Source organism: Streptomyces pyxinae, from assembly GCF_024756275.1.
Classification (GTDB): Bacteria; Actinomycetota; Actinomycetes; order Streptomycetales; family Streptomycetaceae; genus Streptomyces; species Streptomyces pyxinae.
Window position 1 is genome coordinate 124,628 of the sequence record NZ_JANUGQ010000015.1, and the last position, 26,208, is coordinate 150,835.

Below are 26,208 nucleotides of genomic sequence, written 5' to 3' on the forward strand. Positions count from 1 at the left end.
CCGGTCAGCCGGCCTCGGCCGTCCCCCGGTGGTGGGTCCGGCACACGTCGTAGACGCCCGGTACGTCGCGCAGCACGCGCAGCAGCCCCGGCAGTTCCTCCGGGTCCGGCAGCCGGAGGGCGTAGGTGTGGCGGACGCGCTGCCGGCGGGGTGGCTCCACGGTGGCCGAGACGACCGACACCCCGGCCGTGGCGATGGCCTCGGTCAGGTCGGCGAGCAGCCGGGGCCGGCCGAACGACTCCACCACCAGGGTGACCCGGCACCCGGCCGCCTCACTCCAGCGCGCCCCGACCGGCGCCCGCCCGGCCGCCGTCATCCGGCGCGCGGTGAAGCACCCGGCCCGGTGCACGGTGACCGCCCCGCCGTGGACCGGGAAGCCGGTGACCGCGTCCGGCGGCACCGGGGCGCAGCAGCCGGCCAGCCGGACGCCCGTGGCGCCGGGCAGGTCCACCTCGATGTCGTCCGGCCGGGGCCGGCCCCCCGGGGTGCCGCTCCGGTCGGCCGGGACCCGGCGCCGGGGTACGTCGGGCGCCGGGGCGGACTCTGGGTGGGCGGTGAGCCAGCGGGCGATGGCCAGCCGGGCGGCCGGTGTCCGGGCGTGCTCCAGCCAGTCCGGCGAGGGCCCGGAGGCGGCGTCGTGGGCGAGCAGCAGCCGCACCGCGTCACCGTCGGCCAGGACCGTGGAGAGCACGGCCAGCCGGCCGTTGACATGGGCGCCCACGCAGCGGTGGGCCTCCTCGCCGTGCTGCGCGTAGGCGGCGTCCACACAGGTGGCCCCGGACGGCAGGCCGAGCGCGCCGCCGTCCGGCCCGAAGACGGTGATCTCCGCGTCCTGGGCCAGATCGTCGCGGAGCGAGGTCCAGAAGGTGTCGGGGTCGGGGGTGGCCCGCTGCCAGTCGAGCAGCCGGGACAGCCACCCCGGCCGGGTCGGGTCGGCCCGCTCCCCGTCCTCGGCGCCCCCGGCCCCCTCGGTGCTCCCGGCCTCCCCGGCGGCGCCTGCCCCGGGGGTATCGGCGGTGTCCGCGGGGTGGTCGCCCTCGGCCGGGACGGCGTACGGATTGCCGAGGGCGACCACCCCGGCCTCGGCCACCGTGTGCATCCGGCGGGTACGGATGAGGACGTCGGCCACCGCCCCGCCGGGCGCGGCGACCGCGGTGTGCAGCGACTGGTAGAGGTTGAACTTGGGAGCGGCGATGAAGTCCCTGAACTCGGAGATCAGCGGGGTGAAACAGGTGTGCAGCTCGCCCAGGACCGCATAGCAGTCGGCGTCCTCGCCGACCAGGATCAGCAGCCGGCCGAAGTCGCCCGCGCGCAGCTCGCCGCGTTTGATCCGGACCCGGTGGACCGACACGAAGTGCCGCGGCCTGACCAGCACTTCGGCGGCGACACCGGCCTCCTTCAGCGTCGTGCCGATCCGCTCCGCCAGCACGTCGAGCACCTCGATGGCGGACGGATTGCGGGCCACGAGCGCGCGGGTGTCCTCGTACTCCGCCGGGTGGAGGACGGCGAAGACCAGGTCCTCCAGCTCGGTCTTGAGCGCCTGGACCCCGAGGCGTTCGGCCAGCGGGATCAGCACGTCCCGGGTCACCTTGGCGATCCGGACCTGCTTCTCGGGCCGCATCACGCCGAGGGTGCGCATGTTGTGCAGCCGGTCGGCCAGTTTGATCGACATCACCCGGACGTCGTTACCGGTGGCGACGAGCATCTTGCGGAAGGTCTCGGGCTCGGCGGCGGCCCCGTAGTCGACCTTCTCCAACTTGGTCACCCCGTCGACCAGATAGCGCACCTCGGCGCCGAACTCCGCCCCCACCTGGTCGAGCGTCAGCTCGGTGTCCTCCACGGTGTCGTGCAGCAGGGCGGCGGTCAACGTGGTGGTCTCGGCGCCGAGTTCGGCGAGGATCAGGGTGACGGCGAGCGGATGGGTGATGTAGGGATCGCCGCTCTTGCGGAACTGGCCGCGGTGCGAGGACTCGGCCAGCATGTATGCCCGCCGCAGCACGGCGAGATCGGCGTCCGGGTGGTGGGCGCGGTGGACGTCGGCCACATGGCCGATGGCATCGGGCAACCGGTCGCGCGCCGTGGGACCGAGCACCGCGGCGCGGCCGAGTCTGCGCAGATCGAAGCGTGGACCGCGGCGGCGGCTGGGGGCGGTGGGATGCGTGGCCTCTGCGCTCATGGGCACCTCCGGCGGCGTCGACCGGCGGTGGGCGGGCAGGGCGAGCCCGTCGGGCCGGTGATTGATGCTACCGAGCCCACCACGGACCGCAGTGCCGCTCTCGCTCAGCGTGAGACAGACCACTCGTTCGAGCGAAGTGCGCCCGGGATCCCGTTACCTGCCCCCGGACCCGCTCGCCACCGGGCCCCGCCCCTCGCTCCCCCACGGCGCCGCCGCCACACGCGAAGGCGCGCCCCACGACGGCCGGCACGACGCGCGCGTACGGCGACCGGTACGACGGCCCGCGCGTACCGCTGCCGCCGGCTCACCGCCGTCCCGCACACCCGGTGCACCCGTATAGCCGTACACCCCGTACAGCGGCGTTGCCGCGCCAGGACGGCCGGGGACGGCCGTACCGCGCCCGCCGGGTCCGGGTCCGTCCGCGCCGCTACCGCCCGTCGCCGTCCCCGGCGCCGTCCCCGGCGAGCCACCGGGGATCGATCCGGCCCTCCGCGACGATCACGGCGGGACCGGTCATGTCGACGTTTCCGTCCGGGTGTTCGGTGATCGTCAGGGTGCCGCCGAGCACCTCCACGGTGTACGTGACCGGGGTGCCGGTCTCCGCCGGGTCCAGCCCGTCCCGGCGGGCCGAGGCGACGGCCACCGCGCAGGCACCGGTGCCGCAGGACCGGGTCTCGGCCGCGCCGCGCTCATGGACCCGCATGGCCACATGGCGGGGCCCCCGGTCCGCGACGAACTCGATGTTCACCCCGTCCGGGTAGACCCCGGCGGGCTCGTAGGCCGGCTCGGCGCGCAGCTCACCGGCGTGCGCCAGGTCCTCGACGAAGGCCACCGCGTGCGGGTTGCCCATGCTGATGTTGCGGGCGGGCCAGCTCCGACCGCCGACCGAGACGGTGACGCCGTCGGCGGACAGCACGGCCCGGCCCATGGCGACGGTGACGTCACCGTTCTTGGCGTGCTCGGCGTTCCCGGCGTTCTTGGCGTGCTCGGCGTTCTCGGCGTGCTCGGCGTTCTTGGCGAGGTGCACGCGCCTGACCCCGGAGCGGGTGGCCACGGCCAGGTCTCCGGCGGTGACCAGACCGGCGTGCTCCAGGTAACGGGCGAACACCCGGACGCCGTTGCCGCACATCTCCGCGACCGAGCCGTCCGCGTTCCGGTAGTCCATGAACCACTCGGCCTCGCCGGCCATGGCCCGCGCCTCCGGGTGCGCGGCCGAGCGGACCACGTGCAGCACGCCGTCCCCGCCGATTCCGGCCCGGCGGTCGCAGACCCTGGCGACCAGGGCGGCGGGCAGGTCGAGGGCGTTGTCCGGGTCCGGCAGGATCACGAAGTCGTTCTCGGTGCCGTGCCCCTTGAGGAAGGGGAGAGGTGCGCTGATCACGCCCTCCATCGTACGGGCCGGGTGTGACGGCGCCGCCCCGGCCGCCGCACGGGGGCACGGGGGCAGGGTGACTGGAAGGACGGACGCGGGACCGCGGCAGGGCGGGATCCCGGGAGGGCCGGCGTCCGGCCCGCTCAGCGGAGCCGGGCGACCCGCAGGACGGCCAGCGCGACCAGCAGCGCGGCCCCGGCGACGTACAGGGCGATCACCCGCCAGTCGGGGCGCTCCCCGGAGCCGCGGGACGGCAGGCCCGGCCAGGTGTGGCCGACCCGGCGGGCGGCCATCAGACCCCAGCCGGCCGCGCAGCCGCTGAGCAGCAGCCCCAGCATGGCGAGGACGGCACCGCCGTCGCCCGAGCCGAAGGCCAGCGGGAAGGCGAACATCAGCGAGCCGAGCGCCGCGAGTCCCACGATGGGGGCCAGCTGCCAGATCCGCAGCCGGCGCTGCGGACGCAGCTCGACCTCGACCTCGCCGGGCGGGACGTCCTGGTTGCCGTCCTCGGTCAGCTCCGGCCCGTCCGGGCTCAGCCCCGGCGCCGGCCGCGCCCCGGCGGACTCCGGCGCACCGTGCTCTCCCGTGTCGCGAGGGCCGGCCTCCATCGCCACGCGCCCTCCCCCACTCGGAATCCACTGGTCGATCGCTCGATGATGGCACGGCCCGGGGCGCCGGAATGACGAGCGGGGCGTCCCGATGCCATCACGTGATCAGGCTGTAATCGCTCGTTCGACCAACGCCAGCGCCTCTCGCGGGAGTTCCTCGCGGTCGGTGGCGGCGCCGCTCAGCCAGTGGACCCGCGGATCGCGGCGGAACCAGGAGTCCTGGCGCCGGGCGAAGCGCTTGGTGGCGCGGACGGTCTCGGCGCGGGCCGCCTCCTCCGTGCACTCCCCCGCGAGCGCCGCCAGCACCTGCTGGTAGCCGAGGGCGCGCGAGGCGGTGCGGCCCTCGCGCAGCCCGGCCGCCTCCAGGGCCCGCACCTCGTCGACGAGCCCGGCCTCCCACATCCGGTCCACCCGGACGGTGATCCGCTCGTCCAGCTCGGGCCGGGCCACGTCCACGCCGATCTGCACGGTGTCGTAGACCGGGTCGGGGCCGGGGAGGTTGGCGGTGAAGGGCCGGCCGGTGATCTCGATGACCTCCAGGGCCCGGACGATCCGGCGGCCGTTGCCGGCCAGGATGGCCCGGGCGGCGGCGGGGTCGGCGGCGGCCAGCCGGGCGTGCAGGACGCCGGAGCCGCGCTCCGCGAGCTCGGCCTCCAGCCGGGCCCGCACGGCCGCGTCGGTTCCGGGGAACTCCAGCGCGTCGATCGCCCCGCGTACGTACAGCCCCGAGCCGCCCACCAGGATCGGGTACCGGCCCGCGGCGAGCAGCCGGTCGATCTCGGCGCGGGCGAGCCGCTGGTACTCCGCGACGCTGGCCGCCTCCGTGACGTCCCAGACGTCCAGGAGGTGGTGCGGCACTCCGCCGCGCTCACCGGGCGTCAGCTTGGCGGTGCCGATGTCCATCCCCCGGTAGAGCTGCATGGAGTCGGCGTTGACGACTTCGCCGCCGAGCTTCTCCGCCAGGAGGACACCCAGATCGGACTTTCCGGCCGCCGTGGGGCCGACGACGGCGATGACCCGCGGCGCGGGAGCTGCACTTCTCACCGCCCCAGTCTCGCAAACCTCCCAGGTCGTCCCCGAACGAGCTACGTGACGGCACGGAAACGGCCTCGTTGCCTGTTGCGAGATTCCCGCCGCCGACGCCCGGGACCGGCCCGGCAGCCCGCCGGAGGCCCCGGGGCGCCCGCGACCGCCGCGGACCCACCGGCCGGTCACGGGCTCGGCCGCCACGGCCATGGAGGCCCGCCGACCGGCCGCGAACGGCCCTGAACAGGCACGACGGCGCGGAATATCACCCTCACGAGTACTCTATGGAGTGGATATGGGCTTTTTTGCACGGTTTCGCAGGAAGGGCAAGGAGTCTGCCGGCGTGGCCGCCGAGGAGTCGTCGGCCGTGGCGGTGATCACCGGCCCGGAGACGGCGGCGGGAGAGCCCGGGGCGACCGACACGCCCCCGGCGGCGGACGCCACCGACCGCACGGCCCACCCGGCGCACCCGACCCGCGCGGCGGCCACGGAGCCCGGGGCCGCCGCCGAGGGCCTGGAGATTCCCGAGATTCCCAAGCAGCAGTCGGCCGAGGAGGCGGCGGACAACGAGGCCGGCGAAGGCGCCCGCAAGTAGCGCCGCCGTCCGCCACTTCCCCGCGACCTCCGACCGACCCGATCAGCCCGATCATCCTGATCGACCTGATCGACACTGACGGACCCGATCGACCCCGAGGGAAGGTGTTCCATGGGCTTTCTGGATTCGCTGAAGGCCAGGCTCGGCCCGGCCAAGGACAAGGTCTCCGACCTGGCGCAGCAGCACGGCGACAAGATCGACCACGGGCTGGACCGGGCCGCGAGGATGGTCGACCAGAGAACCAAGGGCAAGTACAGCGACCGGATCGAGTCCGGTACGGGCAGGGCGAAGGAGGCGCTGGACCGGCTCGCCCACAAGGACGACGGCCCCGGGTCGCCACCGACCCCGCCCCCACCGCCGCCCTCGGGTCACTGATTCCCGCACCCGCCCGCCCCGGGGTGGGCGGGATCCTTCCGCCGCGCCGGACGGCCGGGAGGCACCGCGCCTCCCGGCCGTCCGGCGCGCGGTCGCGGGCCGGCGGTCGCGGTCGTGGCCGCGCGGGCGGCGGCCCGCCGCCCGTGCGCCGTGCTTTCTGCCCGGCCCGGGCCGTACGGCACCGGGACCACTCCGGCCCGGGTCTCAGGACCAGGCGGCGACGGCGTAGCCGACCCCGTACGGGGCGTCCTGGTAGAGCAGCCGGCCGGTCAGGCCCGCGCCCCTGGCCGCTGCGGCCAGGATCTGCCAGGGCGCCCGGCCCATGGCCTTCAGCTCCCGGGCCAGCCGCTCGTCCAGCGCCGCCAGGGCGGCCGTGTCCGCCGCGCCCAGGGCCCGGCCGACCTCCTCGTCGAAGGGCGCGGCCCGCTCGTCCAGATAGCCGGGCGCCTTGACCGTACGGCAGGCGCTGCCGTCACCGAGGACCAGCAGCGCCACCCGGCCCGCCCGGTCCGCCAGCTCCCGGCCGGCCGGGGCGCAGCGGCCGGCGGCCAGCGCCTCGCCCGCGCCCAGACCCTCGACCGGTGCCGCCGCCCACCGGACGCGGTCCAGCAGCCAGGCGCCGACGGCCAGCGGGGCGGGCAGCGGCGGCCCCTCCGGCACGGACGGTCCTGGCGCCCCCAGGCGTACGTCCAGGTCCACGCCGAAGCCTCGGAAGCTCCCCGGCGTCCCGGCGGGGTACCGCACCGGGCCCTCGGCTCCGGCCCGGGGGTCCGGCCCGACCACCACCAGCAGGTCCGGGCGGGCGGCGGCCAGCACGCCCAGGGCGTCGGAGCAGGCGGCCCGGGCCGCGTCGAGTTCGGGCGCGGCACCGGCGGCGACCTCGGGCACCAGCAGCGGCGGGCAGGGACAGACGGCGGCGGCGACAAGCATGATCCGCAGCGTAACCGCTGGGCCGGGGCCGGTCCGGCTCCGTGGCCCGGCCGGGCGGCTCCGGCCCGGTGGCCCGGCCCCCGGCTCCGGATCGGCACCTGTCTCCCGGCCGGGGCGACGAATCGCGAGCCGCCGGACCGGTGGCTCAGGCGACCGTGCAGCCGCCCGCGACCGGCGGCAGCGGGGCCGGGACGCCGATCTTCGGCAGACCCAGCAGGACGCCCTGCGGCTTGGCGGCCCCGGCGGCGTTCCGCTTCTCCCAGGCGTCCCCCGCCCGGGTGCGCCGGACGGCGGTGGTGGGGCCCTCCGCCAGCAGGTGGTGCGGGGCGGCGTAGGTGATCTCCACGGTCACCACATCACCCGGGCGCACCTCCTCGGCCGGCTTGGTGAAGTGCACCAGCCGGTTGTCGGGGGCGCGGCCGGAGAGCCGGTGGGTGGTGTCGTCCTTGCGGCCCTCGCCCTCGGCCACCATGACCTCCAGGGTGCGGCCGACCTGCCGCTTGTTCTCGGACCAGGAGATCTCCTCCTGGAGGGCGACCAGCCGCTCGTAGCGCGCCTGGACGACGGCCTTCGGAATCTGCCCGTCCATCTCGGCCGCCGGGGTGCCCGGACGCTTGGAGTACTGGAAGGTGAACGCCTGGGCGAACCGGGCCTCCCGGACCACGTGCATGGTCTGCTCGAAGTCCTCCTCGGTCTCGCCGGGGAAGCCCACGATGATGTCGGTGGAGATGGCGGCGTGCGGAATGGCGGCGCGCACCTTCTCGATGATCCCGAGGAACCGCTCCTGGCGGTAGGAGCGGCGCATCGCCCGGAGCACGGTGTCCGAGCCGGACTGGAGCGGCATGTGCAGCTGCGGCATCACATTGGGCGTCTCGGCCATGGCGGCGATCACGTCGTCGGTGAAGTCACGGGGGTGCGGCGAGGTGAAGCGGACCCGCTCCAGCCCACCGATCGTCCCGCAGGCCCGCAGCAGCTTGGAGAACGCCTCGCGGTCACCGATGTCGGAGCCGTACGCGTTGACGTTCTGGCCGAGCAGGGTGATCTCCGAGACGCCCTCGGCGACCAGCGCCTCGATCTCCGCGAGGATGTCGCCGGGGCGCCGGTCCTTCTCCTTGCCGCGCAGCGCGGGGACGATGCAGAAGGTGCAGGTGTTGTTGCAGCCGACCGAGATGGAGACCCAGGCCGCGTACGCCGACTCGCGGCGGGTCGGGAGCGTGGAGGGGAACGCCTCCAGCGACTCCGCGATCTCGATCTGGGCTTCCTCCTGCACCCGGGCGCGCTCCAGCAGGACCGGCAGCTTGCCGATGTTGTGCGTGCCGAAGACGACGTCGACCCAGGGGGCCCTGCTGACGATGGTGTCGCGGTCCTTCTGGGCCAGACAGCCGCCGACCGCGATCTGCATGCCGGGGCGGCGGGTCTTCATCGGGGCGAGCCGGCCCAGGTTGCCGTACAGCTTGTTGTCGGCGTTCTCCCGGACCGCGCAGGTGTTGAAGACCACCACGTCGGCGTCGCCGTCGGAGCCCTCGGGCGCGCGGACGTACCCGGCGCCCTCCAGGAGCCCGGAGAGCCGCTCGGAGTCGTGGACGTTCATCTGGCACCCGTAGGTGCGCACCTCGTACGTCTTCGGCTCGTACGTCTTCGCTTCGCCCACTGCCTGGCTCCGGTCGCTGCTGGTCATGGAACCAGGGTAGGCGGTGTCCCGGACACTCCCGCCCGGCGGATCCCGCGCCGGGCCCGGCTCCGACCCCGGCCGGGGCGTCCGGCCGGGGCGGTACGGCGCCGGGCGTCCGGCCGGGGGGCTACGGGGGCGGGTGACCGGCCGGGGCGGCCCCGGGCCCCGGGCGTCCGGCCGGGGTGGTCCCGCCGCCGGGCCTGGCCAGCGGGCGGTCCGGGCTGGCAGGATCGCGCCATGCCCCCCTCCGCCCCCGCCCGCGCCGACCGCCGGCGTGCCCTGCTGGGCGCCGCCGCGCTGCTGGCCGTGCTGGGGCTGCTGGTCTGGTGGCTGCTGCCCGCCCGGGACTCCGCGCCGCACGGACGGGTGGCCTTCAGCACCGGGGTGCCGTCCGGCGTCTACCAGCGGTACGGCGACCTGCTGAAGGAGGCGCTCGCCCAGGACCTTCCCGGCCTCACCGTGACCCTCCGGGACAGCGAGGGCTCCCAGGAGAACCTGGCCCGGGTGAGCGAGGGAGGGGCCGACTTCACCATCGCCACCGCCGACGCGGTCGCCACCTACATGCTGAACAGCCGGCCCGGGGCGCAGCGGCTGCGCGGCTGCGCCCGGCTCTACGACGACTACGTCCAGCTGGTCGTCCCGGCGGGGTCCCGTATCCGGTCGGTCGAGGATCTGCGGGGCAGACGCGTCGGGGTCGGCCAGCCGGGGTCGGGCGTCCGGCTGGTCGCGGACCGGATACTGACGGCGGCCGGACTGGACCTGGAGAAGGACGTCATGCCCGTGTCGGCCGGGATCGACACCGTCCCGGACCAGCTGAAGGAGAAGAAGCTGGACGCCTTCTTCTGGTCGGGCGGGCTGCCCACCAACGCGGTGCAGAAGCTCTCGGAGCGCATGGACATCCGGCTGGTGCCGCTCGGCGGCGAGCTGGTGCGGCGGCTGCACGCGTCCGGCGGCACCAGCCTCTACTACCGGTCCGCCGCCGTGCCGGCCGACGCCTATCCCCGGGCACAGCAGGGCCAGCCGGTGGCGACGATCGCGGTGGCCAATCTGCTGGTCACCACCGAGCGGACCGACCCCGGACTGACGGAGGCGTTCACCCGTACGGTGATCGACAGCCGCGACCGGATCGGCCGGGAGGTCCACTCGGCGCAGCTGGTGGACCTGCGGACGGCGATCTACACCGACCCGCTGCCGCTCCACGAGGGGTCCCGGCGCTACTTCCGCTCGGCCAAGCCCTGAGCCGCGCCCCGCACGCCCCCACCGCCCGGCGGATCCGTCCCGCACCCTCGTTCTGAGCCGCGCCCCGCGCACGACCGCCCGGCGCCGGCGGACGGGTGCCGACCGGCGGTGCCGGCGGCCGGTTGCGGTTCAGCCCCCGGAGCGGGGGACGGTGAGGGTGACCCGGAGACCGTGCGGCCGGTGGTGGGCGTAGTCGATGGAGCCGCCGCCAGCGGCGAGCAGGGCGCGTGCGATGGAGAGTCCGAGGCCGGACCCGCTGACGTTCTGGTGCCGGCCGCTGCGCCAGAACCGGTCTCCGACCCGCGTCAGTTCCTCGTCGGTGAGGCCGGGGCCGCCGTCGGTGACGGTGATCGACGAGGTCGCGCCGCCGGCCGTGACCGCGACGGTGACCTCCGCTCCCGCCGGGGTGAACTTCAGGGCGTTGTCGATCACCGCGTCCAGTGCGCTGGAGAGGGCCACCGGGTCGGCCCAGCCGGTGACGGCGGTCTCGTGCCCGGTCAGCCGGACCCCCCGCTCGTCCGCCAGCGGACGCCAGGCGGCGATCCGTTCGGCGGCCAGCTCCCCGATGTCGGTGAGGCGGAGGTCGGCCGCCGCGTGCTCGGCCAGGGCCAGCCCCAGCAGATCGTCCAGCACCCGCGCCAGCCGCTTGCCCTCGGCCCGCACCGAGGCGATCTCCTCGCTGCCCGGCGGCAGTTCCAGCGCCAGCAGCTCGATCCGCAGCAGCAGCGCGGCGAGCGGGTTGCGGAGCTGGTGCGAGGCGTCCGCGACAAAGGCACGCTGCTGTTCGAGTACGCCCTCGACGTTGTCGGCCATCTCGTTGAAGGAGCGGGCCAGCCGCCGCAGTTCCGGGGGCCCGCTCGCGGCGGCGACCCGGGAGTTGAGCCGGCCGGTCGCGATGTCATGGGTGGCCGCGTCCAGCACCCGTACCGGCCGGAGCACCCAGCCGGTGAGCCGGAAGGCGGCACCGACGGCCAGCAGCATGGCCGCCGCCTCACCCGCCACGATCAGCAGCCAGCCGGTCAGGATCCGGCCGCGCAGCTGTTCGGTGGGCGAGTTGGTCACCACCACCGCGACCACGTCCCCGTCCCGCACCACCGGGGAGGCGACGGCGAGCCGGGCGTCCGGCTGCCAGGGCCAGACCTGCGGCGGGTCGTGGCTGCGCCGTCCCACCAGGGCCTCCTGATAGGCCCGGCGGGGCTGGTCCTCCTCGGCGAACTTCCACTCCTCGGGCGCGACCGCCATGGTGACGCCGTCGCGGTAGAAGACGCCTGCCTCGATGCCGTACACCTCGTGGTAGCGGGTGAGTTCACCTATCAGGGTGGATCTCCGCTCGTCCATCTCGGGGCCCTGCTCGGTGACGAACTGGGCGAGTGCGGCGAACCGCGCGGTGTCGTCGATCCGGTCGACCACCACCTCCTGCTGCCGGGCGGCGGCCAGGCTCGCGGCCAGCGGGAAGCCGAGCGCGACAAGGACGCCCGCCATGAGGACGATGAGCAGCGGAAGCAGCCGGGTGCGCACGTCGGGCCGGGGTCAGGCGGCCGGGACGACCAGGCGGTAGCCGACCCCGCGCACGGTCTCGACCAGGGCGGGCATGGCCAGCTTGGCGCGGAGCGAGGCCACATGCACCTCCAGGGTGCGGCCGGTCCCCTCCCAGTTGGTGTTCCACACCTCGCTGATGATCTGCTCCCGCCGGAAGACGACCCCGGGCCGCTGGGCGAGCAGCGCGAGCAGGTCGAACTCCTTGCGAGTGAGCGGGACGGGGGTGCCGTCCACGGTGACCCGCCGGGTGGACAGCTCGATCGCCACGCCGCCCAGCCGTACGGTGCCCTCCTCGGCGCCCGGCCCGCCGCCCGCGCCCTCGTCGGTGTCCGGAGCGGCGGTGCGGCGGCTGACGGCGTGGATCCGGGCCAGCAGCTCACCGGTGTCGTACGGCTTGACCACATAGTCGTCGGCTCCCAGATTGAGGCCGTGGATCCGGGAGCGCACATCGGCCCGGGCGGTGACCATGATCACGGGCGTGGTGGTCAGCTTCCGGAGCTTGCCGCAGACCTGATAGCCGTCCTGGTCGGGCAGGCCCAGGTCGAGCAGGACGACGCCGAACGGGGCCTTGCCCTCCTGGGCCGCCGGGAGCACCGCCTGGAGCGCCTCCTCGCCGTTCCTGGCGTGGGTGACGTCGAAGCCGTGCTTCTTGAGGACGGCGGAGAGCGCGGCCGCCACATGGTCGTCGTCCTCGACGAGCAGCAGTCTCATGGCCCTGGCCCTCCTTCCGTCTCCCGGCGTCTTCCGCCGTTTTCCGCGTCTTCTGCCGCTTTCCGCGCCTTCGCCGTCTTCCGGCGCCTCCCGCCGCCGTCCGCCGGTTTCCGCCTTTCGCCGGTGGAGCCCGGCACCGGTCCGTGGTCCCGGCGGTCCGTCGTCCCGGCGGAACGGCCGGCGCGGCGCCCCGGAAACCACCCAGGCATGAACGCCGATGGAAGTCCCCCAGTCAAGGGCTTGATCGGCACGCCGGGACATCCGTTACGGAGCCGGTACGCATCCGACGGGTCGATGACTGTGCGTATTTGTTCGAAATCCGATTGTTATGCTCAATTTCCGCTCAGATGTAATGACGCTGGTCGCACCGCATGTCTAGGGTCCTCCCCAACCGAGCAGGACGGAGCAATGAGCCGATGAGCGGAGTGTCAGTGACGAAAGGTGCGGACGAGGCCGCGGTGACCGCGGGTGACCTGGTCGTGCTGAGCGACGTCAACAAGCACTTCGGCGCGTTGCACGTGCTTCAGGGCATCGACCTGACCATCGCCCGGGGCGAGGTCGTGGTCGTCATAGGACCGTCCGGGTCCGGCAAGTCCACGCTGTGCCGCACGATCAACCGCCTGGAGACGATCGACTCGGGCTCGATCACCATCGACGGCAGGCCGCTGCCCCAGGAGGGCAAGGAACTGGCCCGGCTGCGCGCCGACGTCGGCATGGTCTTCCAGTCGTTCAATCTCTTCGCGCACAAGACGGTGCTGGAGAACGTCATGCTCGGCCAGGTCAAGGTCCGCCGGACGGACAAGGCGGCGGCGGAGCAGAAGGCCCGGACCCTGCTGGACCGGGTGGGTGTCGGCTCGCAGGCCGACAAGTACCCGGCGCAGCTCTCCGGCGGTCAGCAGCAGCGGGTGGCGATCGCCCGGGCGCTGGCCATGGACCCCAAGGTCATGCTCTTCGACGAGCCGACCTCCGCGCTCGACCCCGAGATGATCAATGAAGTCCTGGAGGTCATGCAGCAGTTGGCCCGGGAGGGGATGACCATGGTGGTCGTCACCCATGAGATGGGCTTCGCCCGCTCGGCCGCCAACCGGGTGGTCTTCATGGCCGACGGAAAGATCGTCGAAGAGGCCGTGCCCGACCAGTTCTTCAGCAGCCCGCGCAGCGACCGGGCCAAGGACTTCCTCTCCAAGATCCTGCACCACTGAGCGACCCGGGGCACGAGCCGCCCGGGCAGGGAACCGGGAGGCCAGGGGCACCGAGGACGGACCCGGACACTCCGCCGGCGGGTCCGTCACCCGCCTCCGTACACCCGTGCCCGCACCGGCGGCCTCGTCCGCCGGACCCGGGACCGGCCGCGGGCCGGCCCCGCCGGCCGCCTCACCACCGGGCGGAGCGCGGGCAGGGCGCCCGCCGGGCGGAACCGCCGCCGGGAGACCCCGCGCCACCGCACCGGGCACGGACCCCGATTGCCCCCGGTCCCAGCGTTCCCGGCGCCCCCCGCCGGGCCAGCACCGCCTCCCCGGACGACCGCCGGACTCCGATCCACCGACCCACGAACCAAGGGATGTTGACCATGATGCTCCGCAAAACGGCCGCCGCCGCTGCCGTCGCCGTCCTCGCCCTGACCGCTACCGCCTGTGGCGGCAAGGAGGGCTCCGCCGGCGACAAGCCGAGCGGGGTGCAGCCGGGCGCCACCAACGCTCCGGCGCTGCCCCAGTACATCGTCGCCACGGACGTGAAGCTGGACTCGCCGACCTTCAAGAAGGCCAAGGAGCGCGGCAAGCTGGTCATCGGCGCCAAGGCGGACCAGCCGTACCTGGGCTTCGAGGACCAGTCGACCAAGGAGCGCTCGGGCTTCGACATCGAGATAGCCAAGATGGTCGCCGCCGACCTGGGCTTCACCGTCGGCCAGATCGAGTGGAAGACCGTCGACTCCGCCACCCGGGAGACCGCCATCTCCTCCGGTCAGGTGGACTACTACGTCGGCACCTACACCATCAACGACAAGCGCAAGGCGCAGGTCGGCTTCGCCGGCCCGTACTACCAGGCCGGCGCCGACCTGCTGGTGCGCAAGGACGAGACCGCGATCACCGGCCCCGACACCCTCAAGGGCAAGAAGGTCTGCTCCATCAAGGGCTCCACTCCGCTCCAGGAGATCAAGAAGCCCCAGTACGGTGCCGAGACCAGCGAGCTGGGCAAGTACTCCGACTGCGTCCAGCAGTTGCTCACCAAGCAGGTCGACGCGGTGACCACCGACGACTCCGTCCTCAAGGGCTACGCCGCCCAGAACCCCGGCAAGCTCAAGGTGGTCGGCAAGCCGTTCACCAAGGAGCCGTACGGCGTCGGCCTCAACAAGGACGACAAGGTCCTGCGCGAGGCGATCAACAAGTCGCTGGAGGGCCGGGTCAAGGACGGCACCTACAAGAAGGCGTACGAGGCGACCCTCGGCCTCTCCGGCTCCGCCTACGCCGAGCCGCCGGCCGTCGTCCGCTACTGAGCCCGCTCCCGCCGCCGGGCCCCGCACCCGCCCGGCCGCCCCGGAGCGCCCGTACCGCCGCCCGTACGGGGCGCTCCGGGCCGGCGGCCGCGCCCGCCGGCCCGGCACCCGCGGCTCCGTCGGGCCCGAGCGCTCCGCCGTGCCCGTCCCCGTCCGTCCCGTACGTGCCCGTCCCGTACCGCCCGTACCCGCCCGCCGCCCGCAGCTGACCGCCGACGCGGAGACCCCATGAACGTACTGCTCGATCATTTCTCAGATTTCCGGGACGGCTTCCTGGGAACCGTGTCGATCACCGCCGTGAGCTCGGTGATCGCGCTGGTCCTCGGCCTGGTCGTCGCCGGATTCCGGGTCTCCCCGGTGCCGCCGCTGCGGTGGTTCGGCACCGCGTGGGTCACCCTGCTGCGGAACACCCCGCTGACGCTGCTCTTCCTCGTCACCACCTTCGTGGTGCCCGAGATCCTCTTCCCGGGCATGAGCGCCTTCGTCCTCGGCTCGCTCGCGCTGGGCTTCTACACCTCGTCCTTCATCTGCGAGGCGGTGCGCTCCGGCATCAACACGGTGCCGCTCGGGCAGGCCGAGGCGGCCCGCTCGCTCGGTATGTCGTTCACCCAGACCCTGCGCATGATCGTGCTGCCGCAGGCCACCCGGACCGTACTGCCGCCGCTGAGCTCGATCCTCATCGCGCTCACCAAGAACTCGGCCATCGCGGGCGCCTTCAGCGTCACCGAGCTGTTCGGCTGGCAGAAGGTGATGAGCGAGGAGGGTTACAGCATCGTCCCCGTCTTCTTCTGGGTCGCCGTCGCCTATCTGATCGTCACCTTCACCATCAGTGGCGTCTTCCGTGTCCTGGAGCGCCGCCTGGAGGTCGCCCGATGAGTTCTTCCAGCGTGCTCTTCGACGCACCCGGCCCCCGGGCCGTCGTCCGCAACCGCGTCTTCGCCGTCCTCGGCGCGCTCGCCATCGTGGCGCTGATCACCGTCAGCGTCGTCCGGCTGAGCGACAAGGGCCACCTCGCCCCGGAGATGTGGGACATCTTCAACTACTCGGGCATCCGGGAGAACATCGCGGACGGCCTGGTCGCCACCCTGAAGGTGTTCGGCCTCGCCGCCGTGGGCTCGCTGGCCCTCGGGGTGCTGCTGGCCGTCGCCCGGCTCTCCGACCACCGCCCGGTCCGCCTGCTGGCCACCGGCTTCATCGAGCTCTTCCGGTCCATCCCGCTGCTGATCACCATCTACGCCGTCTGGGTCGGCCTGCTGATCGACCACTCGATGTGGGCCCTGGCCATCGGTCTGTCGCTCTACAACGGCTGCGTTCAGGCCGAGGTGCTGCGGGCGGGCGTCAACGCGGTGCCGAAGGGCCAGCGGGAGGCGGCCTACGCGCTCGGCATGAGCAAGACCCAGGTGATGACCACCGTCCTGCTGCCGCAGGCGGTCCGGGCCATGCTGCCGACCATCATCAGCCAGCTGGTGGTGACCCTCAAGGACACCTCGCTCGGCTACATCATCCTCTACCCCGAGCTGCTGAACTCGGTCCGGCTGATCAGCGCCACCACCCTGGTCAACGGGCAGTATCCGTACGTCTCGACGATCGTCGTGGCCGGCACGATCTATGTGGCGATGTGTCTGGCGCTCTCCGCGCTCGCCACCTGGATCGAGAAGCGCGGCCGCCGCGCCAAGTCCGGCATCGGGATCGCCCCGGCCGCCGAACCCGCGGCCGCGGCCGCCGTCCTGGGCGGCGAGGCGGCCTCCGGGGCGGTCCTCGCCCACGAGGACACCCCGGGCACCGCCGCCGACGGAACCGGACGGGGGCCCGCGAAGGACTGACGAGCCGGCGGGAAGCGCGTACCGCAGAGCGGAACGGGCCGGGGTGGATCACCTACGGGAAACCGGCGCGGACCACGTACCGGAAAACCGACGGACAGGCGCGGACCACGTGCGGGGGGGGCGGAACGGGCCGGCGGAGACCGGCGTCCGAACACGGCTGGTGGATGGCGGGAACTGACGGCGCGTGGGGTGATCCGGGCCCGCCGGGCGCCGCACGGGGGCGCGCCGGGCGCCGTACGGGGGCAGTGGCGGTCGCGCCGCTGCCCCCGTCACTTGACGCAAGCACCCGCAGTAGGTTGCATACGTTCTGTGATCGCGCGCCGCCGGACTCCAGCCGCTCCGTCCCTTCTTTCCCCTGCTCAACAGGGGGCCCACCGGGCCGCGCGCGGGTGCGCCGGGCGGTCCGCCCGGCCGGCCGTCCGCCGGGGGTTCGTACCGGTTCCGGGAGCGCCGTCGTGGACCCGGTGATCGTGGTCGGCGCGGGACCGGTCGGTCTCGCGCTCGCCCTGGCGCTGGCCGCTCAGGAAGTGCCCTGCGTCGTGCTGGACGAGGGCTCCGGCGCCGAGGAGGTCCGCGCCGCGCGGACGGCCGTGCTCCGCCCCGACACGGCCGCCTTCCTCACCGGGCTCGGCTGCCCCGGCCTCGAACTCGACGGGGCCCGCTGGACCGGCTGGCGCTCGATGCGCCGCAGGCAGCCGACCCGGCAGCTCGCCTTCGCTCCGTACGGCCCCGAGCCCGCCCTGCCCGAACCGCGCCGGCCGGAGGTGTCCCCGGGCCGGTCGCCCGCGCCGGACGCCGCCACCGGGCAGGGCCCCGGTCCGGTGCCGCCGCTGCACCTCCCGCAGCACGCGCTGGTCCGCCGGCTGCGGGACGCCCTCGCGGCGCTGCCGGACCGGAAGCTGGTGCGACTGGTCCCGTACAGCCGGGTGGACGCCGTGGAGCAGGACGACCGGGGCGTCTCGGTCCACGCCCGGGGTGCGGAGGACACCTGGTGGCGGGGAAGTCATCTGGTCGGCTGCGACGGCGCCCGTTCCACGGTGCGCAAGCTGCTCGGCATCCGCTTCCCGGGCCGGACGGCGGTGGAGCGGCACGCCGTCGCCGCGCTCCGCGCCGAGCTGCCGTGGCCCGGCGAGGCGCTGCTGCACCGCCGGCCGCCGTGGCGGAGCGGCGGCGAGGAGATCACCGCCCGGCCGCTGCCGGACGGGACCTGGCGGCTGGACTGGCTGCTGCCCCCGCGCGGCGAACTGGTGACCCCGGACGCGCTGATCGGCCGGATCCGCGAGACGCTCGCCGGCTGGTGCGGTCACACCCCCGCGTACGACCTGCTGGACACCGGCGTCTACACGCTCCACCACCGGCTGGCGAAGAGCTGGCGGGCGGGCCGGGCCTTCCTCGCCGGGGACGCCGCCCATCTGCTGGGCGCGCTCGGCACCCAGGGACTCGACGAGGGGCTCCGGGACGCCGCCAACCTCGCCTGGAAGCTGGCCCTCGACCGGCACCACGGCGCCTCGGAGACGCTGCTCGACAGCTATCAGGCCGAACGGCGCACGGCGGTCGCCGCCCGGCTGCGCGCCGCCGACCAGTCGCTGCCGGTGCTGCGTGGTCCGGGCGGGCTGCGGACGGTGCTGCGGGGCTCCGGCCATGACGCGCTGCTGACCGACGGGCACCTGGGGCTCGGGCCGCTGGGCGCGCCCCCGGCGTATCCGCTCTCCCCGCTCGCGCCCCCGGACGCCGGGGGGCGGTCCGCGGTGGGCACCCCGGAGGGCGCGCCCGCCGAGGACGTCCGGGTCACGGCGCCGGACGGCACCACCGGACGGCTGCGCGAGCGGCTGGGGCGGGGCCGGCTGCTGGTGGTCCTGGTCGCGCCCGGCACCGGGGTGTGGGACCGGCGCCACTGGGCCACCGCCGGGGTGATGCCGCGCCTCGCGGAGACGGTGGCCGCGCTGCCGGTGCCCGGCGAGGTGCTGGTCACCGAGGCGTACCCGGGCGCGCCGGCGCACGCGGTGCTGCTGGTGCGCCCGGACGGGCATCTGGCGGCCTCGTTCGGCGGGGTCCGCCCGGCCGAACTGCGGGCGGCGGCCGAGGCGGTGCGGGGCGGAGCGCCCGCCGCCGTGCCCAGCGACGCGACCGCCGGGACGGACTGACCGGCGGCCGGCCGGGGCCCGGTGGCGCACCGGCCGGCCGCTGTCCGGGGACCGGTCGGTGATTGACCGGCGCCGGGCACCCGTGCTGTACTCCGGTCCATCATGACCACCCTGAACGACACCGATGTGCGCCTGTGGCGGAGGTTCCACATGGACCTGCTCCGCTACGCCGGCTGCGTGTGTCGTCCGTCCTGCTGAACCAGCGCCCCCACTCACCCGGTGTTCTCTTCGGCCGGGTCCGGTCGCGTTCGGCTCTCCGGCGCCCGTCTCCGGGCGCCCGGCTTCCGGTCCCGCCGCCCTCCGGGCTCCCCGTGACGGGGCGTCCCGCGTCCGGTGGACGTCTCCGGTCTCCCGGCCTCCGGGCCGCACCGGCCGTCCGCCGGCGTCATGGCGTCCCCGCTCGCGGGCGGTGCCCGTCCGGCGGCGCTCCGGCGCCCCGCGCCGCCGCGACCGCCGGTCCAGGACTCTCAGGACGGTTCCTCATGACGCTCCTTCCTTCGGCATCCCCTTCTCCCTCCCCTGCTCCTTCCGCTTCTCCCTCCCCTGCTCCTTCCGGGCCGGCCACCGCCTCGGGAACGGCCGTCGGCCCGGACCGGGCGGTGGCCCCGACCGCCGCCGAACTGCTCGCCTTCGTACGCCGTACCGCCGCCGACGCCGCCCTGGTCGCCTCGCTGCCGCTCGATCCGGAGGGCCGGACCTGGGTGCGGCTCGACGGCCCCGCAGGCAGCGAGGCCTGGCTCATCGGCTGGCCGCCCGGCACCGGGACCGGCTGGCACGACCACGCCGAGTCGCACGGGGCCTTCGCCACCGCGCGCGGCGCCCTCCGCGAGCACGCGCTCTCGGTCCGTCTGCCCTCGGGGGGCTGGCGGACCCTGGAACTCCACGAGGGCGTCGACCGCCGGCGCCTGCTCCCGGCGGGCACCGGCCGGGCGTTCGGGCGCCACCATGTGCACGAGGTGCTCAACGAGTCGGCCACCGAGCACGCCGTGTCGGTGCACGCCTACTACCCGCCGCTGCCGCTGATGCGACGGTTCAGCCGGACCGGCCAGGTGCTGCGGCTGGAGCAGGTGGAGCGGCCGGAGGACTGGCAGTGAGCGCGGCGGAGCGGGACCCGGCCGGCACCGGTATCGACGAGCTGCTGGAGCGGGTCCGGGAGGGCCTGGACCGGATCGGGCCCCGGGAGGCGTACACGGCGGCCGGGGCCGGCGAGGCGCTGCTGGTGGACATCAGGTACGCGGCGCTGCGGGAGCGCGACGGGCTGATTCCGGGGGCGCTGGTGATCGAGCGCAATGAGCTGGAGTGGCGCCTGGACCCGCGCGGCAACCACCGGGTGCCCGAGGCGACCGGTCATGATCTGCGGGTCGTGGTGGTGTGCAACGAGGGGTACGCCTCCTCACTGGCGGCCGCCTCCCTCCACCAGCTGGGCCTGCGCCGGGCGACCGACCTGATCGGCGGCTTCCAGGCCTGGCGCGCCGCCGGCCTCCCGGTCGCCTGACACCCCCGGGCCGCGCCCGTCCGGATCGGCAGGACCCTGCCGTACCGGCCCCGGCCCGGCGGCCGGACCACTCCCCCGGACGGCGCGGAGCGTCCGGGCAGGCCGCACAGCGGCCACCGGGCCCCGGCGGTCACAGGCGCGCGCGTCCACGCCGGCCGGAGCGGTCACGGCTCCGGCCCGGCACCCGGGACTGGGCTCCGGGCATCCGAGCATCCGAGACCAGGCCCCGGCCGCCCGGCTCCGGAGTCCGCCGCCCGGGAAGACCGGCACCCCGGCCCCCCAGCCGCCGTCCTCCCCCGGTTCCGGCCCCGGTCCTACAGTCCTTCCAGCCCGTCGGTGTCCTCGCCCTCCTCCTCCAGGGCCTGCCGGACCACCCGCAGGGCCAGGCCCTCCCCGTACCCCTTGCGGGCGAGCATGCCGGCGAGGCGGCGCAGCCGGCGGTCGCGGTCGAGGCCCCGGGTGGCCCGGAGCTTGCGGTCCACCAGCTCGCGAGCGGTCGCCTCCTCCTGCTCGGTGTCGAGCTGCCCCACCGCTCGGTCGATCAGTGCCGAGTCCACGCCCTTGGTCCGCAGCTCCCGGGCCAGGGCGCGGCGGGCCAGGCCCCGGCCGTGGTGCCGGGACTCCACCCAGGCGTCCGCGAAGGCGGCGTCGTCGATGAGGCCGGCCTCCTCGAAGCGGGCGAGCACCTCCTCGGCGATCTCGTCCGGGACCTCCCGCTTGCGCAGGGCCTCGGCGAGCTGGCCCCGGGTGCGTGGGGTGCCGGTGAGCAGGCGCAGACAGATCGCCCGCGCCCGCTCGGCCGGGTCCTGCGGCGGCGGGGACAACGGGGGCGACAGCTCGTTCCCGGCCCTCGACGAGTCGGAGCTGTCGCCCGGCCATTCGGTGCGCCGGACCATGGCGCTAGCTCTTCGCGGCGGTGGCCTTGGTCGCCTTGGTGGCCTTCACCGCGGGAGCCGGTACGGACGGCTTGGCGGGGTCACCCGCGCCGGCCGCCGTGGCCGCCGCGTCGGCGGCCGGCTCGGCCGACGGCTCCTCGGGACGGACGCCGACGCCCAGCTTCTCCTTGATCTTCTTCTCGATCTCGTCGGCGAGGTCGGGGTTGTCCTTGAGGAAGTTGCGGGCGTTCTCCTTGCCCTGGCCCAGCTGGTCGCCCTCGTAGGTGTACCAGGCACCGGCCTTGCGCACGAAGCCGTGCTCCACGCCCATGTCGATCAGACCGCCCTCGCGGCTGATGCCCTGGCCGTAGAGGATGTCGAACTCCGCCTGCTTGAACGGCGGCGCGACCTTGTTCTTGACGACCTTGCAGCGGGTGCGGTTGCCGACCGCCTCGGTGCCGTCCTTGAGGGTCTCGATCCGGCGGATGTCGATGCGCACGGAGGCGTAGAACTTCAGCGCGCGGCCACCGGTCGTGGTCTCCGGCGAGCCGAACATCACACCGATCTTCTCGCGGAGCTGGTTGATGAAGATCGCCGTGGTCTTGGACTGGTTGAGCGCGCTGGTGATCTTCCGGAGCGCCTGGCTCATCAGCCGGGCCTGGAGACCCACGTGGGAGTCGCCCATCTCGCCCTCGATCTCGGCGCGCGGCACCAGCGCGGCCACCGAGTCGATGACGATCAGGTCCAGCGCCCCGGAGCGGACCAGCATGTCCACGATCTCCAGGGCCTGCTCGCCGTTGTCCGGCTGGGAGAGGATCAGGTTGTCGATGTCGACGCCGAGCTTCTTGGCGTACTCGGGGTCGAGAGCGTGCTCCGCGTCCACGAAGGCGACCTGACCGCCGGCCTTCTGCGCGTTGGCCACGGCGTGCAGGGTCAGGGTCGTCTTGCCGGAGGACTCCGGGCCGTAGATCTCCACCACCCGGCCGCGCGGCAGGCCACCGACGCCGAGCGCGACGTCCAGCGCGGTCGAACCGGTCGAGATGACCTCGATGGGCTCCTTCGACCGCTCGCCCATGCGCATCACGGCGCCCTTGCCGAACTGTCGTTCAATCTGCGCGAGCGCGGCGTCGAGCGCCTTCTCGCGGTCGGTTCCTGCCATGGGTTCCACCCGGTTTGCTTGTGTCGATCGCTTCACGTCAAAGACGCTAACCCCTGCCACTGACAATGGGCCCCGCCGTCCTTCCGACCTGTGGACAACTCCGCACCGGCACCCCCGGCACCCCGGATTCCCGGGCCGGACCCCCATCAGAATGGATGTTCGATTTTAGTGTCAAGCGAGCCACGCCAGGGACCGGCCGTGCGCCATCGACCTCCGACGAGTGAACTTGACCGAGCCCCAGTCGGCTCTGCCCCGTCGGCTCCGACCGTTTTTGGAGCTCGCGCAGATAGGCGCGCCCTCACGGGCAGCGGTTCGGCCGCCGCCGTACGTTGCTCCCGTCACCGTCTTGCTGGGGGCCACAGCGAAATATCGTGTGCCTTCGGGTGGGCTGGTGCGTAATGATGTGGATATGTCACGTCCTTTTGAAGAGCTTGTCGCCGAAGCCGAGTCGGCTTCCGTGGAGGGCTGGGATTTCTCCTGGCTGGACGGCCGGGCGACCGAGGAACGCCCGTCGTGGGGCTATCAGCAGGCGATGAGTCGGCGGCTCGCGGTAGTGTCGGCGGCGCTCGATATCCAGACCGGTGGCGGTGAGGTCCTGGCCGGGGCGGAGAGGATGCCGCCCACGATGGCCGCGACGGAGTCCTGGCCGCCGAACGTGGCCAAGGCGACCAGGCTGCTGCACCCGCGCGGGGCGGTGGTCGTCGCCGACCCGGACGAGCCGCCGCTGCCGTTCGCCGATGAAGCATTCGACCTGGTGACCAGCCGGCATCCCGCGACGGTGTGGTGGTCCGAGATCGCGCGGGTGCTGCGACCGGGTGGGACGTACTTCGCCCAGCATGTCGGCCCCGCCAGCGTGTGGGAGCTGGTGGAGTACTTCCTGGGGCCGCAGTCCGAGGCGCGCCGGAAGCGGCACCCCGACGACGAGACCGCGGCGGCGAAGGCCGCCGGCCTGGAGATCGTCGACGTGCGCACGGAGCGGCTGAGGATGGAGTTCTTCGACGTCGGCGCCGTGATCTACTTCCTGCGTAAGGTGATCTGGACGGTGCCCGGCTTTACCGTCGAGCAGTACCGCGGACGCTTGCGCGAGCTGCACGAGAAAACCGGGGCCGAGGGCCCCTTCATCGCCCACTCCTCCAGGACCCTCATCGAGGCACGCAAGCCTGAGCGCGCGTAAGAGCCTGCGGAGGCCAGGCGTGCCTTCAGGGACGGCGGTTCGGCCGGCTGTCCCAGCGGTGGGTGGTCCATGCCCGGCGGATCGGGCTACGGACGGTGATGACCGTGTCGGCGAGGCCGAAGAAGCCGTTGACGACGGTCGTACGGCGTTCGTAGCAGCGGGTGAGCCGATGGAAGGCGTTCTGCCAGGCGGTTCGCTCGACGTGCCGCCGTTGGGCGGCCTGGACTGGCACCTTGGTCCCCTTGTGGGCGATCCGGCCACGCAACCCTCGTTCGTCGAGCGGCGCGCGTGACGTGGCCGAGTCACAGCCGGCGCCGAGGCGCACGGTGATCTCGTCAGGAAGTAGTCCGAATGCGGCCGAAAGATCCAGAGTTGGCGCCAGGAGCGGCGAGTCGTGGCAGTTGGTACCGGCCAGGACTCGGCCGATGGGGATGCCGTAGCCATCGGTCATGCCCGAACGCTTCATGGCCTGCTTGCCTCGGTCGACCGGTGAGCGTCCGGCCGCCTCACCGCCGCCGGGGGCCTTGATGATGGCCCCGTCGACGGCGATCTGGCCGAGGACGAGACCGACGATGCGGTCGTAGGCGTCGAGCGCGATCTGCTTCAGCCGGGCGAACAGCCCCGGCTGCATGCACTCGTCGTGGCGATTGCGGATGGTGGTAGCCGAGCAAGCGGAGTCCGCGACCGCCTCGTAGGCGCCCCTGTCTGCGCGACCCCTTAGTCGCGACCGCTGGTGCGCCGCGTCACGCTCCGGCGCCGGCGCTTCTCGGAGCGACGCACCAGCTCGCCCACGGCGAGCGTCACGGTCGCCACGCGGCGGGCCCAGCGGGGTCCGCCGCGCTCCGCCCACACCACACACGCACACCCGCCGACGGCAAGCAATAAGACGCCGAGCAGCAGCAGACCGATCATGTTCCTCACCCCTGCGTTCAGTCGTACGGTCCTGCCGATCGTCTCAGACCAGGAAGGGCGCCGACGGGATGTCCGACCGGCGCGGGCGCTCCGGCCGTGGGTTCAGGGCCGGAGCGGGTGCGGGCCGGCGACCGCCTCGGTGAGCAGCCGGCGGTCGGCCGGGACGGCGAGGACGCCGCGCAGGGCGGTGTCGCGTACGGCACGGGCGGGCGCGGCGCGCAGCGTCCAGGCACGGGTGGCGAGGTCGGTGCGGGCCGGCACCCGCAGGGCGTCGGCCCGGCGGGCGTGGCGCCAGGCGGTGAGCCCGCCGGGGGCCGGGCCGCCGCGCGCGGTCGCGCCGGGCAGCCGGCCCAGCGGGTGCGGCGCCTCGGCCAGTCCGCTCGGGGGCAGCGCCTCCGGGGTCCGCGCGTGCGGGTCCGACGCCTGGGACTCGGTGACCGGCCCCGGCCGCCGTTCCGGCACCACCACGTCGAGCCCCGCCCGGGCGAGCAGCAACGCGGCGCTCAGGCCGACCGGCCCGGCCCCCACCACTTCCACGGCCGGTGCCATGCCCGGCACTCCAACCGGGCCCGGCGGGACGCCGACCGGGCCCCGGGCCCCCGCCGCTCCGGCCCGGCACCTCGCTGCCCCGGCCCGGCGCCCGGTCGCCGGCGCGCTTCCGACCGGCCGTCGGCGCCGGCCGGCCACCTCCTAGGGCAGCACCGATTCCGTGTACTCGGCCAGCCGCCGCCGGAGCGCGGCGACCGGGACGCGCCCGGCGCCGGCCAGATGCGCCACCAGGTCGGCCCGGACGGCGGCGAGCAGGACGTGCGCCAGGAAACCGGCCCGGTCCGCGTCGGTGAGCTCCGCCAGACTGTCCCGCAGCACCCCGTGCCACCAGGCATAGGACGGGCTCTGGTACGGACTGGCCGCACCCGCCTCCTCCAGCGCCAGATACAGGGCCTGGTTGTCGAGCTTGGCCGTGAGCAGGGCGTCCAGCACGGCGGGGACGCGCTCGCGCGGCGGCGTCCCGGGACCGAGCGGGGCGGCTCCTTCCGCGACGGCCCGGCGCAGCGGAGCGGAGCGGCGCTCGGCGAGGGCCTGGAGCAGGCCGGTGCGATCGGTGAACGCCCGGAAGACGGTGCCCTTGCCGACGCCGGCCGCCGTGGCGACCGCGTTCATGCTCACCCCCGCGGGGCCCGCGCGGGTGAACAGTTCCTCGGCCGCGTCCAGCACGGTCTCCCGGTTGCGTACGGCGTCGGCGCGCTGCCGCGGTTCGGGCATCGGTGACCTCCCGCGCGGCCGCCTCTCCGCGCCGCGCCCGGTGCGATCTTGCAATACGGACCGACGGTCCGTATCTTCAAATGGACCGCCGGTCCGCATTCTATCGCCGCCCGGCCGCACGGTTCCGCCGTGCCCGGTGACCGAACCGCCCGCGGCCGGCGGCCCACGACGATCCGATCCCCGAGGAGACCGGCATGACCACCGAGACCCCGACCCCGGAGCACGACCCCATGACCCCCGAGCAGGTGTACCGCCACGGACTGCGCCTGCTGCTGGACAAGGACATCGACGGCTGGGTGGCCCTCTGGGACGACCGGGGCGTCTTCGAGTTCCCCTTCGCCCCCGGGGGAGCGCCGCAGCGGCTGGTGGGAAGGGCCGCCGTCGCCGCGTACATGGCCGGCTACCCCGACCGCCTCGACATCCAGGACTTCCCGTACGTCGAGATCCACCGGACCACCGATCCCGACACCGTCGTCGTGGAGATGCGCGCGACGGGGCGGGTGGTCGCCACGGACGAGCCCTATGAGATGTCCTACATCGCGGTGGTCACCGTCGTGGCCGGCCGGATCACCCGCTACCGCGACTACTGGAACCCGCTCGCCGTCCCCGCCGCACCGCGCGGCTGA

General features: G+C 74.1%; 27 protein-coding genes and 1 pseudogene. 14 read left to right on the forward strand and 14 right to left on the reverse strand.

Annotation, left to right across the window (positions count from 1 at the left end; genetic code table 11):
* Positions 1-4 precede the first annotated feature (4 nt).
* The 4 genes from NX801_RS18620 to miaA all read right to left on the reverse strand — a co-directional run bounded on the left by NX801_RS18620 (position 5) and on the right by miaA (position 5,200).
* Positions 5-2,176, reverse strand: a complete 2,172-nt coding sequence (locus NX801_RS18620) for a RelA/SpoT family protein (protein ID WP_258788885.1) — start codon at positions 2,174-2,176, stop codon at positions 5-7.
* Positions 2,177-2,603: 427 nt separating this feature from the next.
* Positions 2,604-3,566 carry a diaminopimelate epimerase gene (gene dapF, locus NX801_RS18625; protein WP_428986178.1) on the reverse strand — a complete coding sequence of 321 codons (963 nt, stop codon included), beginning with the start codon at positions 3,564-3,566 and terminating at the stop codon, positions 2,604-2,606.
* A gap of 125 nt (positions 3,567-3,691) precedes the next feature.
* Positions 3,692-4,156 (reverse strand): hypothetical protein, encoded by a 465-nt coding sequence (locus NX801_RS18630; RefSeq protein ID WP_258788941.1) that lies wholly within the window; start codon positions 4,154-4,156, stop codon positions 3,692-3,694.
* A gap of 105 nt (positions 4,157-4,261) precedes the next feature.
* Complete coding sequence (gene miaA / locus NX801_RS18635) at positions 4,262-5,200, reverse strand: tRNA (adenosine(37)-N6)-dimethylallyltransferase MiaA (protein ID WP_258788886.1); 939 nt, start codon at positions 5,198-5,200, stop codon at positions 4,262-4,264.
* Here miaA and NX801_RS31030 point away from each other — a divergent pair.
* The 3 genes from NX801_RS31030 to NX801_RS18645 all read left to right on the forward strand — a co-directional run bounded on the left by NX801_RS31030 (position 5,169) and on the right by NX801_RS18645 (position 6,152).
* The gene (locus tag NX801_RS31030) at positions 5,169-5,249 is read left to right on the forward strand and encodes a hypothetical protein (RefSeq protein WP_428986179.1); all 81 of its coding nucleotides are present in this window, start codon (positions 5,169-5,171) and stop codon (positions 5,247-5,249) included. The genes miaA and NX801_RS31030 overlap by 32 nt on opposite strands.
* 276 nt (positions 5,250-5,525) lie before the next feature.
* Positions 5,526-5,777, forward strand: coding sequence for a hypothetical protein (locus NX801_RS18640; RefSeq protein WP_258788887.1), 252 nt, complete (start codon positions 5,526-5,528; stop codon positions 5,775-5,777).
* Between the two features lie 111 nt (positions 5,778-5,888).
* Positions 5,889-6,152, forward strand: coding sequence for an antitoxin (locus tag NX801_RS18645; protein WP_258788888.1), 264 nt, complete (start codon positions 5,889-5,891; stop codon positions 6,150-6,152).
* A 204-nt stretch (positions 6,153-6,356) separates the two neighbouring features.
* Here the strand turns inward: NX801_RS18645 and NX801_RS18650 are convergent, their stop codons facing one another.
* Positions 6,357-7,082 carry a class III extradiol dioxygenase subunit B-like domain-containing protein gene (locus tag NX801_RS18650; protein ID WP_258788889.1) on the reverse strand — a complete coding sequence of 242 codons (726 nt, stop codon included), beginning with the start codon at positions 7,080-7,082 and terminating at the stop codon, positions 6,357-6,359.
* Between the two features lie 145 nt (positions 7,083-7,227).
* On the reverse strand, positions 7,228-8,760 hold the full coding sequence (gene miaB / locus NX801_RS18655; RefSeq protein ID WP_258788890.1) for a tRNA (N6-isopentenyl adenosine(37)-C2)-methylthiotransferase MiaB: 1,533 nt from the start codon (positions 8,758-8,760) through the stop codon (positions 7,228-7,230).
* A 231-nt stretch (positions 8,761-8,991) separates the two neighbouring features.
* On the opposite strand from miaB, the gene NX801_RS18660 reads away from it, so the two are divergent.
* The gene (locus NX801_RS18660; protein WP_258788891.1) at positions 8,992-9,993 is read left to right on the forward strand and encodes a TAXI family TRAP transporter solute-binding subunit; all 1,002 of its coding nucleotides are present in this window, start codon (positions 8,992-8,994) and stop codon (positions 9,991-9,993) included.
* A 129-nt stretch (positions 9,994-10,122) separates the two neighbouring features.
* Here the strand turns inward: NX801_RS18660 and NX801_RS18665 are convergent, their stop codons facing one another.
* Positions 10,123-11,511, reverse strand: a complete 1,389-nt coding sequence (locus NX801_RS18665; protein WP_258788892.1) for a sensor histidine kinase — start codon at positions 11,509-11,511, stop codon at positions 10,123-10,125.
* 12 nt (positions 11,512-11,523) lie between these two features.
* Positions 11,524-12,243: a response regulator transcription factor gene (locus NX801_RS18670; RefSeq protein ID WP_258788893.1), complete on the reverse strand. Its 720-nt coding sequence runs from the start codon at positions 12,241-12,243 to the stop codon at positions 11,524-11,526.
* 416 nt (positions 12,244-12,659) lie between these two features.
* Between NX801_RS18670 and NX801_RS18675 the strand changes: the two genes are divergently transcribed.
* The 8 genes from NX801_RS18675 to NX801_RS18705 all read left to right on the forward strand — a co-directional run bounded on the left by NX801_RS18675 (position 12,660) and on the right by NX801_RS18705 (position 20,199).
* Positions 12,660-13,445 carry an amino acid ABC transporter ATP-binding protein gene (locus tag NX801_RS18675; protein WP_258788894.1) on the forward strand — a complete coding sequence of 262 codons (786 nt, stop codon included), beginning with the start codon at positions 12,660-12,662 and terminating at the stop codon, positions 13,443-13,445.
* A 368-nt stretch (positions 13,446-13,813) separates the two neighbouring features.
* The gene (locus NX801_RS18680) at positions 13,814-14,737 is read left to right on the forward strand and encodes a glutamate ABC transporter substrate-binding protein (RefSeq protein WP_258788895.1); all 924 of its coding nucleotides are present in this window, start codon (positions 13,814-13,816) and stop codon (positions 14,735-14,737) included.
* 228 nt (positions 14,738-14,965) lie between these two features.
* A complete protein-coding gene (locus NX801_RS18685) occupies positions 14,966-15,613 on the forward strand; it encodes an amino acid ABC transporter permease (protein WP_258788896.1) in 648 nt (215 codons plus the stop codon).
* Positions 15,610-16,560, forward strand: coding sequence for an amino acid ABC transporter permease (locus NX801_RS18690; protein WP_258788897.1), 951 nt, complete (start codon positions 15,610-15,612; stop codon positions 16,558-16,560). Before NX801_RS18685 ends, NX801_RS18690 begins: the two co-directional genes overlap by 4 nt.
* 455 nt (positions 16,561-17,015) lie before the next feature.
* Positions 17,016-18,704, forward strand: a complete 1,689-nt coding sequence (locus NX801_RS18695; protein WP_258788898.1) for an FAD-dependent monooxygenase — start codon at positions 17,016-17,018, stop codon at positions 18,702-18,704.
* Positions 18,705-18,806: 102 nt separating this feature from the next.
* Complete coding sequence (locus tag NX801_RS30795) at positions 18,807-18,902, forward strand: putative leader peptide (protein WP_309505856.1); 96 nt, start codon at positions 18,807-18,809, stop codon at positions 18,900-18,902.
* Between the two features lie 284 nt (positions 18,903-19,186).
* Complete coding sequence (locus NX801_RS18700; RefSeq protein ID WP_258788899.1) at positions 19,187-19,798, forward strand: cupin domain-containing protein; 612 nt, start codon at positions 19,187-19,189, stop codon at positions 19,796-19,798.
* Complete coding sequence (locus NX801_RS18705; RefSeq protein ID WP_258788900.1) at positions 19,795-20,199, forward strand: rhodanese-like domain-containing protein; 405 nt, start codon at positions 19,795-19,797, stop codon at positions 20,197-20,199. Before NX801_RS18700 ends, NX801_RS18705 begins: the two co-directional genes overlap by 4 nt.
* Positions 20,200-20,513: 314 nt before the next feature.
* On the opposite strand, the gene recX is transcribed toward NX801_RS18705, so the two are convergent.
* Together recX and recA are read right to left on the reverse strand one after the other, a co-directional pair.
* A complete protein-coding gene (recX, locus tag NX801_RS18710) occupies positions 20,514-21,095 on the reverse strand; it encodes a recombination regulator RecX (RefSeq protein WP_258788901.1) in 582 nt (193 codons plus the stop codon).
* A gap of 4 nt (positions 21,096-21,099) precedes the next feature.
* The gene (gene recA / locus NX801_RS18715) at positions 21,100-22,233 is read right to left on the reverse strand and encodes a recombinase RecA (protein ID WP_258788902.1); all 1,134 of its coding nucleotides are present in this window, start codon (positions 22,231-22,233) and stop codon (positions 21,100-21,102) included.
* A 409-nt stretch (positions 22,234-22,642) separates the two neighbouring features.
* Here recA and NX801_RS18720 point away from each other — a divergent pair, with 409 nt between their 5' ends.
* Positions 22,643-23,407: a class I SAM-dependent methyltransferase gene (locus tag NX801_RS18720; RefSeq protein ID WP_258788903.1), complete on the forward strand. Its 765-nt coding sequence runs from the start codon at positions 22,643-22,645 to the stop codon at positions 23,405-23,407.
* Positions 23,408-23,432: 25 nt separating this feature from the next.
* On the opposite strand, the pseudogene NX801_RS18725 reads toward NX801_RS18720, so the two are convergent.
* From NX801_RS18725 to NX801_RS18740, 4 genes and pseudogenes are all read right to left on the reverse strand, one after another.
* Positions 23,433-24,104, reverse strand: a pseudogene (locus NX801_RS18725) (transposase family protein); the annotation flags it as partial.
* Positions 24,105-24,124: 20 nt separating this feature from the next.
* Complete coding sequence (locus NX801_RS18730; RefSeq protein WP_258788904.1) at positions 24,125-24,319, reverse strand: hypothetical protein; 195 nt, start codon at positions 24,317-24,319, stop codon at positions 24,125-24,127.
* A 102-nt stretch (positions 24,320-24,421) separates the two neighbouring features.
* Complete coding sequence (locus NX801_RS18735; protein ID WP_258788905.1) at positions 24,422-24,868, reverse strand: FAD-dependent monooxygenase; 447 nt, start codon at positions 24,866-24,868, stop codon at positions 24,422-24,424.
* 141 nt (positions 24,869-25,009) lie between these two features.
* Positions 25,010-25,582, reverse strand: coding sequence for a TetR/AcrR family transcriptional regulator (locus NX801_RS18740; protein ID WP_258788906.1), 573 nt, complete (start codon positions 25,580-25,582; stop codon positions 25,010-25,012).
* Between the two features lie 194 nt (positions 25,583-25,776).
* On the opposite strand from NX801_RS18740, the gene NX801_RS18745 reads away from it, so the two are divergent.
* Complete coding sequence (locus tag NX801_RS18745; protein WP_258788907.1) at positions 25,777-26,208, forward strand: nuclear transport factor 2 family protein; 432 nt, start codon at positions 25,777-25,779, stop codon at positions 26,206-26,208.